The sequence below is a fragment of the Pseudomonas sp. 2FG genome (assembly GCF_005502935.1).
Taxonomy (GTDB): Bacteria; Pseudomonadota; Gammaproteobacteria; order Pseudomonadales; family Pseudomonadaceae; genus Aquipseudomonas.
Genome location: NZ_SCMP01000016.1, coordinates 14,119 through 27,640, shown reverse-complemented (window position 1 = coordinate 27,640; position 13,522 = coordinate 14,119). Strand labels below are relative to the sequence as shown.

Sequence of the window (13,522 nt, the reverse complement as noted above, 5' to 3'; positions counted from 1 at the left end):
ACCCGAGCGCCCTACCCCACCCAGCGATACAGCGGCGCATCCGCGCCGTTTTCCAACTGCACCTGCGGGCAATGCCGCAGCCGCACCAGCAGGCGCTTGCTGGCCGCGGCGCTGCCGGTCAGTGCCTGCAACTCCGCCAATAAGTCCGGCCCCTCCATTTGCCCGGCGTTGCGCAACAGCTCCTGCACCGTCCGCCAAAGCCCCTCGCCCGACAGCTCCGGCGCGCTGGACGGCTCGACGACTGCGGCCTTGCGCGGCAACTGTGCCGCCAGGCGCGCCCAGTCCTCGTCTCCCAGTTCCAGCGTCAGATCGACCGGCCACTCGCCGATCTGTCCACGAATGCGCAGCATAGAAACACCCTCGAGTTCACTGTCGCCATGCTCCCACGCACATCGCGCGCCGCCAAGCAGGCTAGCCAGCACGCAAAAGCTGTTATAACATAACAACCTCGCCGCTTCGCCTTGCCCGCCACGGAGATTGTCCATGCGCCGCCTGCTGCTCGCCCTACCCTTTGCCCTGCTGCCCCTGGCCAGCGCTTACGCCCATGGCGATGAACACCAACATGAGGAACACGCCAGCCTGGGAAAACACGAGCATGGCGTGGCCGAGCTGAACGTGGTGCTGGATGGCCAGAGCCTGGAAATCGAACTGGAAAGCCCGGCGAAGAATCTGCTCGGCTTCGAACATCTGGCCAAGAGCGCGGCCGACCAAGCCAAGGTCGCCGCTGCCCGCGCCGAGCTGGAACAGCCGCTGAGCCTGTTCGGCCTGCCAGTCGCCGCCGGTTGCACAGTGGCCAAACAGGAACTGGAAAGCCCGCTGTTCGCCGAGGCCAAGGCCGAGAGAGCAGGCGAGATTGAACATAGCGAGGTCCACGCTCGCTATCAGCTGAGCTGTAGTGCCCCTGCCGAACTCAAAGCGGTGAGCCTGAGTGGGTTGTTCGACAAATTCCCCGGCACCGAAAAAATTCAGGTACAACTGATCGGCCCCAAAGGTCAGCAAGGGATCGAGGCCACGGCGGCCAACCCCACCCTGAGCTTCTAAAACATCCTTTTTAATTCGCAGCAGAACCGGCTGAGGTAACCCGGCCGCTTATTTATGAGCCCAGCACTGATAGCGCTTACCGACCTCGGCTTCGCCTGGCCTGGCCACGCGGAGCTTCTGGATATTCCGGCGTTCCGCCTGGAGCGCGGGGAAACCCTGTTCCTCAAAGGCCCCAGCGGCAGCGGCAAGACCACCCTGCTCGGCCTGCTCGGCGGCGTGCAGAAGCCCAATCGCGGCAGCATCCGCCTGCTCGGGCAGGAGCTGACGGCGCTGTCCGCGGGCGCGCGCGATCACTATCGGGTCGATCACACCGGCTACATCTTTCAGCAATTCAACCTGCTGCCGTTTCTCTCGGTACGCGAGAACGTCGAGCTGCCCTGCCACTTCTCCAAACTCCGTGCCCGCCGCGCCAGGCAGCGCCACGGCAGTGTCGATCAGGCCGCCGCCACCCTGCTCGCGCACCTGGGCTTGAAGGACCCGAACCTGCTGGCGCGCCGCGCCGATGAACTGTCCATCGGTCAGCAACAGCGGGTTGCCGCCGCCCGTGCGTTGATTGGCCAGCCGGAACTGGTGATCGCCGACGAACCCACTTCGGCGCTGGATGCCGACGCCCGCGAAGCCTTCCTCCAGCTGCTGTTCGCCGAATGTCGCGAGGCCGGCGCCAGCCTGCTGTTCGTCAGCCACGATCAGAGCCTGGCGCCGCTGTTCGATCGCCATCTGTCCCTGGCCGAACTCAATCGCGCAGCCAAGCCCGCGGAGGTCTGAGATGTATCTGTTTCGTCTGGCCATGGCCAGCCTGGCCAATCGGCGCTTTACCGCCTGGCTCACCGTGTTCGCCATCGCCCTGTCGGTCTGCCTGCTGCTGGCCGTCGAGCGGGTGCGCAGCGAGGCGCGTGCCAGCTTCGCTAGCACCATCAGCGGCACCGACCTGATCGTCGGCGCCCGCTCGGGCTCGATCAACCTGTTGCTGTATTCGGTGTTCCGTATCGGCAACGCCACCAACAATATTCGCTGGGACAGTTTCGAGCATTTCGCCCACAGCCCGCGGGTGAAATGGGCCATTCCGCTGTCCCTCGGCGACTCCCATCGCGGCTACCGAGTGATGGGCACCAGCACGGCCTACTTCGAGCACTACCACTACGGCCGCGGGCAAGCCCTGCAGCTGGCGCAGGGCCGGGCCTTCGCGAGCGACCCCTTCGAGCTGGTCCTCGGTGCCGAAGTGGCCGCCGCCCTCAAGTACCGGCTCGGCGAGCAGATCGTGCTTGCCCACGGCGTGGCGACGGTGAGCCTGGTCAAGCACGACGACAAACCCTTCACCGTGGTCGGCATCCTCCAACGCACCGGCACCCCGGTAGACCGCACCCTGCATATCAGCCTGGGCGGCATGCAGGCGCTGCATATCGACTGGCAGGGCGGTGTGCCGGCGCAAGGCGCCGGGCGGCTCAGCGCCGAGCAGGCGCGCACCATGGACCTGACTCCACAAGCCATCACCGCGGTCATGCTGGGGCTGAACAGCAAGATCGCCACCTTCAGCGTGCAGCGCGAGATCAACGAGTTTCGTGGCGAACCGCTGCTGGCGATCCTGCCTGGCGTAGCCCTGCAAGAGCTGTGGAGCCTGATGGGCACCGCAGAGAAGGCGTTGTTCGTGGTCTCGCTGTTCGTGGTGATCACCGGGCTGATTGGCATGCTCACGGCAATCCTGACCAGCCTGAATGAGCGGCGCCGCGAGATGGCGATCCTTCGTTCGGTCGGCGCGCGGCCTTGGCATATCGCCAGCCTGCTGGTGTTGGAAGCCTTTGCCCTGGCCTGCGCTGGCGTGCTGCTCGGCACGCTGCTGCTCTACGTCGGCATCGCCGGCGCCCAAGGCTATGTGCAGGCCAATTACGGCCTGTATCTGCCGCTGGCGCTGCCGAGCCGCTATGAGTGGACGCTGCTCGGCGCTATTCTGGCCACTGCCCTGCTGATGGGCTGTGTGCCGGCCTGGCGCGCCTATCGGCAGTCGCTGGCCGATGGCCTGTCCATACGCATATGAGGATCGCTTGATGTTGCGCCGCTCACTGACCCTTGCGCTGTTACTGGCGACCCCACTGGCCCTGCACGTCGAGGCGGCGCAGGTGCGCGAGCTGACCTGGTCGCAATTGATTCCGGCGGACGCACCGGCGGCAAGCCAAGCGCCAGCGCCGCTCCATGACCTCTCGCAACTGGCCGACGCCTTGGCTGCCGAATCCGCTCCGGCGGCCACGCAACAGTCGCCTGCCGCACCGGTGGTCCAAGCCCTGGATGGCCAGGACGTGAAACTGCCCGGCTACATAGTGCCGCTGGAGGTCACCGAAGAAGGCCGCGTCACCGAGTTTCTCCTGGTGCCCTATTTCGGCGCCTGCATCCACGTGCCGCCACCGCCGTCCAATCAGATCGTCCACGTCACCAGCGAACTGGGCGTGTTGATGGATGCCCTGTATCAACCCTTCTGGATCGAAGGCCCATTGCAAGTGCAAGCCAGCAGCAGCGAACTGGCGGAGGCCGGTTATCAGATGGACGCCAGCAAGATCTATCCCTACGAGATGCCCGACAGCTAACGCTGAGCATTGCCGAAAAGTAAGAGCCCGTTAGCACGCAGATTCGGCAAGCCTTGCTCTGGATCAAGATGGCGCCGCAGGCGCTCCTTAACATTGAACTCAGCCAACCCGTTCAATGTTAAGGACCCCTTAATGCACAAGTCTCTGTTTGCCGCCTCGCTGCTCGCACTGGCCCTCGCCACCCCCATGGCCCAGGCCCATCAAGCGGGCGACCTGATCATCCGCGCCGGCGCCGCCAGCACAGATCCCCATGAGGACAGCTCCAGCCTGGCCATCGCCGGCGCCAAGGTCGCCGGCAGCCAGGCCACGCTGGATAGCGACACCCAGCTCGGCCTGACCGCCGCCTATATGCTCAGCGACCATGTTGCGGTCGAACTACTGGCCGCCACACCCTTCCAGCACAGCGTCGGCGTCAAAGGTCTCGGCGCGCTGGACGGCAAACTGGCCGACCTCAAACAGCTGCCGCCGACCCTTTCCCTGCAGTACTACCCGCTCGCTGCAAAATCCCAGGTCCAGCCCTACGTCGGCGCCGGCCTGAACTACACGCTGTTCTTCGACGAAGAGCTGACCAGCACACGCAAGTCGCAAGGTTTCAACAACCTGGAGCTGGACGATTCGATGGGCTTGGCCCTGCAAGCCGGGGTCGACCTGATGCTGAGCGAGCAACTGCTGTTGAACGCCGCGGTCTGGTACGTGGATATCGACACCACGGCCACGACTTATCTGGGCGATACCAAGGTCAAGGTCGACGTGGATGTCGACCCCTGGGTGTATATGGTTGGCCTCGGTTACAAATTCTGATGTGGATAAAAAAGCCGGCGAATCACTCGCCGGCTTTTTTGCTGCCGGCACTAAGGCTTAGTCACGCCCCAGCAAGCGCGCCAGGCCAACACTCATAGGCGTCGGCTCGAGGAAGCGGTAACGGCTCAACAGGCGCCGATTGTTCGCCCGCGAATGACGAATATCGCCGGCACGGGCCGCCACATGGCTCACTTGCGGCAGGCCGCCGAGCACTCCGGCGATCTCGGCCAACAGCTGGTTGAGGCTAGTGGCACGGTTCAAACCGACGTTCACCGCGCCCCCCTCGAGCGTCGGCAACTCCAGCGCCTGCAGCAGCAGCCCGACCAGATCGCCGACATAGACGAAGTCGCGAGTCTGCTCACCATCGCCAAACACCGTGATCGGCAGGCCCTGCTGCGCACGCTCGATAAAGATGCTGATCACCCCGGAATAGGGCGAGGACGGATCCTGGCGCGGCCCGAAGATATTGAAGAAGCGAAAGATCGCCGGCTCCAGGCCATGCTGGCGACGATAGAAATCCAGGTACTGCTCACTGCCCAGCTTGTCCACCGCATAAGGCGTCAGCGGGGCCTTGGGCGTGTCTTCATCGATCGCCTGGCCTTCACCATTGTTGCCATACACCGCCGCGCTGGAGGCGAACAGCACCCGCTTGACGCCGTGCTGGCGCATCGCCTCGCACACATTCAGGGTGCCGACGAAATTGCTCTGGTGGGTGCTGACCGGATCGTCCACCGAAGCCTGCACCGAGGCCACCGCCGCCAGATGCACCACCGCCTGGCAGCCGGCGACCGCCCGCAGCACCAGCGCCGCATCGGCGACATCACCGACTATCAGCTCCAGCGCCGGGTTTTCCAGCGGCAGGTTGCCCGGCTTGCCCGTCGACAGATTATCCAGCACGCGTACGGCATAGCCCTTGGCGAGCAGCGCATCGACCAGATGCGAGCCGATAAAACCGGCTCCACCGGTGACCAAAATAGGCGAATCAGACATGACGATAATAACGATCCAGAAGGCTCGGCAGCCCAGCCCGCCAAGCACGCGGCTTGATGCCGAAGGTATGCAGAATTTTCTTGCAGGCCAGCACCGCATGTTGCGGCTCATCGGCGGCATCTGGGCGGGCCGCATGGGCCTGCGGGCTGATCTCTTGCACCCGTAAACTTCGGAAGGCCCGGGCCTCCGCCAGAACGGCCTGGCCCAGCGCCAACGAGGTGGTCGCCTCGTAGCCACCGTAGTGGTAAGTGCCCCACAGCGGCGCCAGGCAGTCCAGCTGTTTCAACACGGCGATAATCACCCGCGCGGCATCATCGACCGGAGTCGGATTACCACGCCGGTCGTCCGCTAGAAACAACTCAGCATCCTGCTCGGCGCGGCTGAGAAAGCGCCCGAGCAGGCCATCGACGCTTTCGTCGAGCAACCAGCCAAAGCGCAGTAACACATGCCGCGGACAGGCCGCGCGCACGCTCTGCTCGATCCGCCAGAGCGTTTGCCCACGCAAACCGAGCGGAACCTGCTCCTCCTTCTCGCTGTAGGCGGTGGCACGCGAGCCGTCGAACACCCGATAGCTCGACGGTTGCAGCAGGCGAATAGCGTGATGCTGGCACAGTTCAGCCAAGCGCTCGACCGCCCGTTCCTGGGCCACAAAGCGCTCTTCGCTGACTACTTCGGCCTGGAACCAGTCGAAGTAGTAGGCGAGATTGATCAGCGCATCGGGGCGGGTTTCATCGAGCAACTGGGTCAGGCTGGCGGCATCCCAGCCCCCTTCCGGCGGGCGCGGCGCGAGGAAGCCAATGTCCTCCTCGGCGCCCAGGCGAATCAGCGCCTGCCCAAGAGCATTACCACCGCCCAGCAGCATCAGGCGCATACGCATAAGATCCGGCTAACTCCGTCGCTAGAACGGAATGTCGTCGTCGAAGCTGTCGTAGTTCGGCGCCGGTTGAGCCGCAGGTTGCTGCTGCGGTGCCGGACGCGACTCGCGCGGGGCCTGCTGTTGCGGCTCGCGCTGCGGTTGCGGGCGCTGCTGACGCGGGGCGGAGTCGCCACTGCTGTCTGGACGACCGCCAAGCAATTGCATGGTGCCGTTGATGTCGACGACGATTTCGGTGGTGTACCGCTTGATCCCATCTTTTTCCCACTCGCGGGTCTGCAGCTTGCCCTCGATATACACCTGAGAACCTTTGCGCAGGTATTCACCGGCAATCTCGGCGACCTTGCCGAACAGCGCAACACGGTGCCATTCGGTTTTCTCGACCTTCTGCCCGCTCTGCTTGTCGGTCCACTGCTCACTGGTGGCCAGGCTCAGGTTGGTGACCGCGTTGCCATTTGGCATGTAGCGCGTTTCCGGGTCTTGGCCACAGGTTCCGACCAAGATGACTTTGTTAACCCCACGGGCCATAACGTTCTCCTAGGCTTCAGCACGTGCCGGCGCCGCTTCGATCAGGCGCTCAAGGGACGTGCGATCCAATTGTTCGGTATCCATTTTGATATAGATGGCGGCCTCCTCGGCCACCACCACAGCATCCGTCACTCCGGCCACCGCCAGTAAACGCTCGACTAAACCAGCATCACGCACAGCTACAGATGACAATGGCAAGCGCAGGCTAGTGACATACGGAGGCTCGTTCATAGTAACAGCAAAGGCCAGCCAGAGCGCGCAGAGCGCAGCACAACCCAGGAACACGAACCCCAACCCGCCATGCTGAAACAACCAGCCACCGAGAATGCCGCCCACCGCCGCGCCGAGGAACTGACTGGTGGAGTACACCCCCATCGCGGTGCCCTTGCCGCCCGCGGGCGACACCTTGCTGATCAGCGAGGGCAACGAGGCTTCCAGCAGGTTGAACGCGGTGAAAAACACCACGGTGCCCAGCACCAGCGCGCGCAAACTGCCGCCAAACTGCCAGAAGAACAGCTCACACAGCAGCAGCACCGTGACCGCCCACAGCAGGACGCGCTTCATCTGGCGCTTTTTCTCGCCATAGATGATGAACGGGATCATCGCGACAAAGCTGACCAGCAGCGCCGTCAGATACACCCACCAGTGCTGCTCCTTGGGCAACCCGGCCTCCTGCACCAGCGCCAGCGGCAACGCGACGAAGCTGGCCATCAGAATCGCGTGCAGCACGAAGATCCCGAGATCCAGGCGCAGCAAGTCCGGATGCCGCAGCGTCGCGCCCAGCGCCTCGCGCGCCAGCTCAGACTCGCGATGATGCAAGGGCCCGTCTGAGCGCGGCACCAGCCAGGCGACAATCGCCAGCCCCAGCAACGCCATGCCCGCAGTGGCCCAAAACAGCCCGGAGAGACCGAAGACGCGAGTCAGCAACGGCCCCACCACCATCGCCACCGCGAAGGACAGGCCGATGCTCATGCCGATCATGGCCATGGCCTTGGTCCGGTGTTGCTCGCGCGTGAGGTCGGAGAGCAGCGCCATGACTGCGGCCGAAATCGCCCCGGCGCCTTGCAGCACGCGCCCGCCGATCACCCCCCAGATGGAGTCCGCATTCGCCGCCAGCACACTGCCGGCGGCGAAAATCAGCAGGCCGAGATAAATCACCGGGCGCCGGCCGATACGGTCGGAAATCACCCCGAAGGGGATTTGCAGGAGCGCCTGGGTCAGGCCGTAGGCGCCGATCGCCAGCCCGATCAGCGCCGGCGTGGCGCCCGCCAGATCCATGCCATAGGTGGCCAGCACCGGCAGCACCATGAACATCCCGAGCATACGGAACGCGAACACCAGCGCCAGCCCGCTTGCCGCGCGGGTCTCGCTACCACTCATGCGTTCGCTGTGCGGATCGTGCATGGAAGAACCTCTTGAAAATGCGCAGCGATTCTACCAGCCCCGTCTCACCCTCGCACAGGCGCGACGCTTTGCCGCTAGGTCGCTGCGAGCCGTATACTCGCGGGTTTCCGCCCGCCATGCGAGGCCGCAGTGGACAAGATCCTGATTCGTGGGGCACGAACCCACAACCTGAAGAACATCGACCTGACCCTGCCGCGCGATAAATTGATCGTGATCACCGGGCTGTCCGGCTCCGGCAAGTCGTCGCTAGCCTTCGACACCCTCTATGCGGAAGGCCAGCGGCGCTATGTGGAGTCGCTGTCGGCCTATGCCCGGCAGTTCCTCTCGATAATGGAAAAGCCTGACGTCGACACCATCGAAGGCCTGTCGCCAGCGATTTCCATCGAGCAGAAATCCACCTCGCACAACCCGCGCTCCACCGTCGGCACCATCACCGAAATCTACGACTACCTACGCCTGCTCTATGCCCGCGTCGGTACTCCGCGCTGCCCGGACCACGATCTGCCGCTGGAAGCCCAGACCGTCAGCCAGATGGTCGACCAAGTCCTGGCGCTGCCTGAAGGGCGCAAACTGATGCTGCTGGCGCCGATCGTGCGCGAGCGCAAAGGCGAGCACCTGGCGGTATTCGATGAGCTGCGCGCCCAGGGCTTCGTCCGCGTGCGGATTAACGGCAAGCTTCATGAACTGGACGAGCTGCCCAAGCTGGACAAGCAGAAGAAGCATTCGATCGATGCGGTAGTCGACCGCTTCAAGGCACGCGCCGACTTACAGCAGCGCCTGGCCGAATCCTTCGAGACGGCCCTCAAGCTGGCAGACGGCCTGGCCTTCGTCGCGCCACTCCCGGACGATGAGCACGGCGAGGAAGGCGACGAAATCATCTTCTCCGCGCGCTTCGCCTGCCCGCTCTGCGGCCACTCGATCAGCGAACTGGAACCCAAGCTGTTCTCCTTCAACAACCCCGCCGGCGCCTGCCCAACCTGCGACGGCCTGGGCGTGAAGCAGTTCTTCGACATCAAGCGCCTGGTCAACGGCGAGCTGACCCTGGCGGAAGGCGCGATTCGTGGCTGGGACCGGCGCAACGTCTATTACTTCCAGATGCTCGGCTCGCTGGCCACACACTACGGTTTCAGCCTGGAGCTGCCCTTCGACGACCTCAGTGCCGAACAGCAGAAAGTCATTCTCTATGGCAGCGGCAGCGCCAACGTCGAGTTCCGCTACCTGAATGACCGCGGCGATATCGTCAAACGCGCCCACCCCTTCGAAGGCATAGTGCCGAACCTGGAACGTCGTTACCGCGAGACCGAATCGGCCACGGTGCGCGAGGAGTTGGCCAAGTTCCTCGGCACCCAGCCCTGTCCGGATTGCCGCGGCACCCGCCTGCGCCGCGAAGCGCGGCATGTCTGGGTGGGGGACAGAACCCTGCCGGCCGTCACCGGCCTGCCGATTGGCGATGCCACCGAGTATTTCGGCAGCCTGAGCCTGACCGGCCGCCGCGGCGAAATCGCCGAGAAGATCCTCAAGGAAATTCGTGAACGCCTGCAGTTTTTGGTCAACGTCGGCCTCGACTACCTGACCCTCGATCGCAGCGCCGACACGCTCTCCGGCGGCGAGGCGCAGCGCATTCGTCTGGCCAGCCAGATAGGGGCAGGGTTAGTGGGCGTCATGTACATCCTCGACGAGCCGTCCATCGGCCTGCACCAGCGCGACAACGAGCGCCTGCTCGGCACCCTGCGGCACCTACGCGACATCGGCAACACTGTGATAGTGGTCGAGCACGACGAGGACGCCATTCGCATGGCCGACTATGTGGTCGATATCGGCCCCGGCGCGGGCGTGCATGGCGGGCGAATCGTGGCCGAAGGCACGGCGGCCGAGGTGATGGCGCACCCGGATTCGCTGACCGGCAAATACCTCTCCGGGCGGGTGAAAATCCCGGTGCCGGCCAAACGCACCGAGCGCGATAAGAAGCGTTCGCTGAAACTCAAGGGCGCGCGCGGCAACAACTTGCGCAACGTCGACCTGGAGATTCCGCTCGGCCTGCTGACCTGTGTGACCGGCGTCTCCGGCTCGGGCAAGTCGACGCTGATCAACAACACCCTCTATCCGCTTAGCGCCACCGCCCTGAACGGCGCCAGCACACTGGAAGCGGCCGCCCATGACAGCTGCGACGGCCTGCAGCACCTCGACAAGGTCGTCGATATCGACCAGAGCCCGATCGGCCGCACGCCGCGCTCCAACCCGGCGACCTACACCGGCCTGTTCACGCCGATCCGCGAGCTGTTCGCCGGCGTGCCTGAGTCGCGCTCACGCGGCTATGGCCCCGGGCGCTTCTCCTTCAACGTCAAGGGCGGACGCTGCGAGGCCTGCCAGGGCGACGGTCTGATCAAGGTCGAGATGCACTTCCTGCCGGACATCTACGTGCCCTGTGACGTGTGCAAGAGTAAGCGCTACAACCGCGAAACCCTGGAGATCAAGTACAAGGGCAAGAGCATCCACGAGGTGCTGGAGATGACCATCGAAGAGGCTCGGCCGTTCTTCGATGCGGTGCCGGCCCTGTCGCGCAAGCTGCAGACGCTGGTCGACGTCGGGTTGTCCTATATCAAGCTCGGCCAGTCTGCCACTACGCTCTCTGGCGGCGAGGCCCAACGGGTCAAGCTGTCGCGCGAGCTGTCCAAGCGCGATACCGGCAAGACCCTGTATATCCTTGACGAGCCGACCACCGGCCTGCACTTTGCCGATATCCAGCAACTGCTCGATGTGCTGCACCGCCTGCGCGACCACGGCAACACAGTGGTGGTGATCGAGCACAACCTCGACGTGATCAAGACCGCCGACTGGCTGGTCGATCTCGGCCCCGAAGGCGGCTCCAGAGGTGGACAGATCATCGCCTGCGGCACCCCGGAGCAAGTGGCCGAGATGCCGCAATCGCATACTGGCTACTTCCTCAAACCCTTGCTGGAGCGCGACAGAGCCTGAAAAAAAAGCCCCTGCTGCCGGTTGGGCGCAGGGGCTTTTTTGTGCCTGCTCGAGCAGTTCAGAGCTGCGATTGCAGGTAGTTCTCCAAGCCAATCAGCTTGATTCGGCCGAGCTGCTGTTCGAGCCAGTAGGTGTGGTCCTCTTCGGTGTCGGCCAACTGTACGCGCAAAATATCGCGGCTGATGTAATCCTGGTGTTGTTCACAGAGCTCGATGCCCTTACACAGCGCAGCCCGAACCTTGTACTCCAGGCGCAGATCGCTGGCCAGCATCTCCGGCACCGTGGCTCCGCGATCAAGGTCGTCAGGCCGCATGCGCGGTGTGCCCTCAAGCATCAGGATTCGGCGGATCAACGCATCCGCATGCTGCGCCTCTTCCTCCATCTCATGATTGATGCGCTGGTAAAGCTTGCTGAAGCCCCAGTCTTCGTACATCCGCGAATGAATGAAGTATTGGTCGCGAGCCGCCAGCTCGCCGGCCAGCAAGGTGTTGAGATAGTCGATGACTTCCGGGTGCCCTTTCATCCGCCCGCTTCTCCCTGAGCAAAACGCCAAGTTTGACCGAACAACCCCGGCGGGTCACGGTTTTAGCCCGAGCCATTCGCTCGGCAAAAATCTACGCGCATAAAAAACCGCCCTCGAACTAGGGCGGTTTTTCATACAGGACGCCACTTAGCTCAGGGCAACTCCCAAGGCCTTGGCGACACCCTCACCATAGGCCGGATCGGCCTTGAGGAAATGCCCGATCTGGCGCAGTTGAACGTCGCGCGTGACGCTTTTCATCGCGCCGGCGATGTTGTCGATCAACAACGCTTGCTGCCCTGCGTCCATCAAACGGAACAACGCACCCGCCTGGCTGTAGTAATCATCATCGACGCGATGGTCAAAACGATCCGCCGCACCACTCAACGCCAACGCCGGCTCGCGATATTCGGGCGCTTGCTTGGGCGCATCTACATAGCTGTTAGGCTCGTAGTTCGGCGTCGCCCCACCATTGCCATCGAAACGCATCGAGCCATCCCGCTGATAGTTGTGGTAGGGGCACTTCGGCGCGTTAACCGGCAACTGCTGGTGATTGGTCCCCACGCGATAGCGATGCGCATCGGCGTAAGCAAACACCCGGCCTTGCAGCATCTTGTCCGGCGACAAGCCGATACCCGGCACGATATTGCTCGGGGCAAAAGCCGCCTGCTCAACCTCGGCAAAATAGTTCTGCGAATTGCGATTGAGCTCCAGCTCACCCACTTCGATTAGCGGATACTCCTTCTGCGACCAGGTTTTGGTCACATCGAACGGGTTCTCGTGATGCGCTGCCGCCTGGGCCTCGGTCATCAGCTGAATGCACACCCGCCATTTCGGGAAGTCGCCACGCTCAATCGCGCCAAACAGGTCGCGCTGGGCGTAATCCGGGTCAGTACCGGCCAAACGCGCGGCATCGGCTGGCGCCAAGTTCCTGATGCCCTGCTTAGTTTTGAAGTGCCACTTGACCCAATGCCGCTCACCCTTGGCGTTGATCAGACTGAAGGTGTGACTGCCAAAGCCGTGCATGAAACGATAACCGTCCGGAATGCCACGATCCGAGAACAGGATAGTGACCTGATGCAGCGACTCCGGCGACAGCGACCAGAAGTCCCACATGGCTTGCGGGCTCTTCAGGTTGCTCTGCGGCAAACGCTTCTGGGTATGAATGAAGTCAGGGAACTTCAACGGGTCACGGATAAAGAACACCGGGGTGTTGTTACCGACCACATCCCAGTTGCCTTCCTCGGTGTAGAACTTCAAGGCAAAGCCACGCGGATCACGCTCGGTATCCGCCGAACCGCGCTCACCACCCACAGTGGAGAAGCGCAGGAATACCGGCGTCTGTTTACCCACTGACTCGAACAGCTTGGCATGCGTGTACTGGGTGATAGCGCGGCTGACGGTGAAGGTCCCGTAAGCACCCGACCCCTTGGCGTGCACACGGCGCTCAGGGATCACCTCACGGTTGAAATGGGCCAGCTTTTCGACCAAATGAAAGTCATCCAGCAGCAAGGGCCCGCGCGGCCCGGCAGAACGAGAATTCTGGTTATCGGCAACTGGGCTACCGCTACTGCTAGTAAGAATAGGCTTCTGGCTCATCCTGGCTCTCCTCATCAGTTATACAACCGGTGCTGTCCGGCAATGGATGAAAGGCTAGATCCACCCGGGAAACAGAGCCAATTTATTAAGTAAAAGCTCTCGATAGTCTTATTCTTTTACAGAATTAAGATAAGCAAAACAGAAGACCCCAGCTCATCGCCCAAGACCACCTCACCACTCACAACCAGGCAGGCAGGCAGGCAGGCAGGCAGG

General features: G+C 63.1%; 13 protein-coding genes. 6 read left to right on the top strand and 7 right to left on the bottom strand.

The window, feature by feature from the left end; translation table 11 throughout:
* Positions 1-11: 11 nt before the first annotated feature.
* Positions 12-350: a hypothetical protein gene (locus FFS13_RS16070; RefSeq protein ID WP_137820073.1), complete on the bottom strand. Its 339-nt coding sequence runs from the start codon at positions 348-350 to the stop codon at positions 12-14.
* Positions 351-483: 133 nt separating this feature from the next.
* Between FFS13_RS16070 and FFS13_RS16065 the strand changes: the two genes are divergently transcribed.
* The 5 genes from FFS13_RS16065 to FFS13_RS16045 all read left to right on the top strand — a co-directional run bounded on the left by FFS13_RS16065 (position 484) and on the right by FFS13_RS16045 (position 4,418).
* Positions 484-1,041, top strand: a complete 558-nt coding sequence (locus tag FFS13_RS16065; protein ID WP_137820072.1) for a DUF2796 domain-containing protein — start codon at positions 484-486, stop codon at positions 1,039-1,041.
* A 54-nt stretch (positions 1,042-1,095) separates the two neighbouring features.
* Positions 1,096-1,806, top strand: coding sequence for an ABC transporter ATP-binding protein (locus FFS13_RS16060; RefSeq protein WP_137820071.1), 711 nt, complete (start codon positions 1,096-1,098; stop codon positions 1,804-1,806).
* A gap of 1 nt (position 1,807) precedes the next feature.
* Entirely contained in the window at positions 1,808-3,073 is a 1,266-nt protein-coding gene (locus FFS13_RS16055) for an ABC transporter permease (RefSeq protein WP_137820070.1), read from the top strand.
* Between the two features lie 10 nt (positions 3,074-3,083).
* Entirely contained in the window at positions 3,084-3,617 is a 534-nt protein-coding gene (locus FFS13_RS16050) for a DUF3299 domain-containing protein (protein ID WP_137820069.1), read from the top strand.
* A gap of 132 nt (positions 3,618-3,749) precedes the next feature.
* Positions 3,750-4,418, top strand: coding sequence for an OmpW family protein (locus FFS13_RS16045; protein WP_137820068.1), 669 nt, complete (start codon positions 3,750-3,752; stop codon positions 4,416-4,418).
* 57 nt (positions 4,419-4,475) lie between these two features.
* Here the strand turns inward: FFS13_RS16045 and FFS13_RS16040 are convergent, their stop codons facing one another.
* The 4 genes from FFS13_RS16040 to FFS13_RS16025 are packed head-to-tail and all read right to left on the bottom strand — an operon-like array spanning position 4,476 to position 8,214.
* Positions 4,476-5,408, bottom strand: coding sequence for an NAD-dependent epimerase/dehydratase family protein (locus tag FFS13_RS16040; protein WP_137820067.1), 933 nt, complete (start codon positions 5,406-5,408; stop codon positions 4,476-4,478).
* A complete protein-coding gene (locus tag FFS13_RS16035; protein WP_137820066.1) occupies positions 5,401-6,285 on the bottom strand; it encodes a sugar nucleotide-binding protein in 885 nt (294 codons plus the stop codon). Before FFS13_RS16035 ends, FFS13_RS16040 begins: the two co-directional genes overlap by 8 nt.
* A gap of 21 nt (positions 6,286-6,306) precedes the next feature.
* On the bottom strand, positions 6,307-6,810 hold the full coding sequence (locus FFS13_RS16030) for a single-stranded DNA-binding protein (RefSeq protein ID WP_137820065.1): 504 nt from the start codon (positions 6,808-6,810) through the stop codon (positions 6,307-6,309).
* A 9-nt stretch (positions 6,811-6,819) separates the two neighbouring features.
* Entirely contained in the window at positions 6,820-8,214 is a 1,395-nt protein-coding gene (locus tag FFS13_RS16025; protein ID WP_137820064.1) for an MFS transporter, read from the bottom strand.
* A gap of 129 nt (positions 8,215-8,343) precedes the next feature.
* On the opposite strand from FFS13_RS16025, the gene uvrA reads away from it, so the two are divergent.
* Positions 8,344-11,190: an excinuclease ABC subunit UvrA gene (gene uvrA, locus FFS13_RS16020; RefSeq protein ID WP_137820063.1), complete on the top strand. Its 2,847-nt coding sequence runs from the start codon at positions 8,344-8,346 to the stop codon at positions 11,188-11,190.
* A gap of 58 nt (positions 11,191-11,248) precedes the next feature.
* Here uvrA and bfr read toward each other — a convergent pair whose 3' ends face one another.
* Together bfr and FFS13_RS16010 are read right to left on the bottom strand one after the other, a co-directional pair.
* On the bottom strand, positions 11,249-11,713 hold the full coding sequence (gene bfr / locus FFS13_RS16015; RefSeq protein WP_137820062.1) for a bacterioferritin: 465 nt from the start codon (positions 11,711-11,713) through the stop codon (positions 11,249-11,251).
* Positions 11,714-11,860: 147 nt separating this feature from the next.
* A complete protein-coding gene (locus FFS13_RS16010) occupies positions 11,861-13,309 on the bottom strand; it encodes a catalase (protein ID WP_137820061.1) in 1,449 nt (482 codons plus the stop codon).
* Between the last annotated feature and the right edge of the window lie 213 nt (positions 13,310-13,522).

What these genes read in the sequence shown, in the direction of transcription:
- FFS13_RS16070 (WP_137820073.1), bottom strand. Translation starts at nt 350, where the DNA reads ATGCTGCGCATTCGTGGACAGATCGGCGAGTGGCCGGTCGATCTGACG.
- FFS13_RS16065 (WP_137820072.1), top strand. Translation starts at nt 484, where the DNA reads ATGCGCCGCCTGCTGCTCGCCCTACCCTTTGCCCTGCTGCCCCTGGCC.
- FFS13_RS16060 (WP_137820071.1), top strand. Translation starts at nt 1,096, where the DNA reads ATGAGCCCAGCACTGATAGCGCTTACCGACCTCGGCTTCGCCTGGCCT.
- FFS13_RS16055 (WP_137820070.1), top strand. Translation starts at nt 1,808, where the DNA reads ATGTATCTGTTTCGTCTGGCCATGGCCAGCCTGGCCAATCGGCGCTTT.
- FFS13_RS16050 (WP_137820069.1), top strand. Translation starts at nt 3,084, where the DNA reads ATGTTGCGCCGCTCACTGACCCTTGCGCTGTTACTGGCGACCCCACTG.
- FFS13_RS16045 (WP_137820068.1), top strand. Translation starts at nt 3,750, where the DNA reads ATGCACAAGTCTCTGTTTGCCGCCTCGCTGCTCGCACTGGCCCTCGCC.
- FFS13_RS16040 (WP_137820067.1), bottom strand. Translation starts at nt 5,408, where the DNA reads ATGTCTGATTCGCCTATTTTGGTCACCGGTGGAGCCGGTTTTATCGGC.
- FFS13_RS16035 (WP_137820066.1), bottom strand. Translation starts at nt 6,285, where the DNA reads ATGCGTATGCGCCTGATGCTGCTGGGCGGTGGTAATGCTCTTGGGCAG.
- FFS13_RS16030 (WP_137820065.1), bottom strand. Translation starts at nt 6,810, where the DNA reads ATGGCCCGTGGGGTTAACAAAGTCATCTTGGTCGGAACCTGTGGCCAA.
- FFS13_RS16025 (WP_137820064.1), bottom strand. Translation starts at nt 8,214, where the DNA reads ATGCACGATCCGCACAGCGAACGCATGAGTGGTAGCGAGACCCGCGCG.
- bfr (WP_137820062.1), bottom strand. Translation starts at nt 11,713, where the DNA reads ATGAAAGGGCACCCGGAAGTCATCGACTATCTCAACACCTTGCTGGCC.
- FFS13_RS16010 (WP_137820061.1), bottom strand. Translation starts at nt 13,309, where the DNA reads ATGAGCCAGAAGCCTATTCTTACTAGCAGTAGCGGTAGCCCAGTTGCC.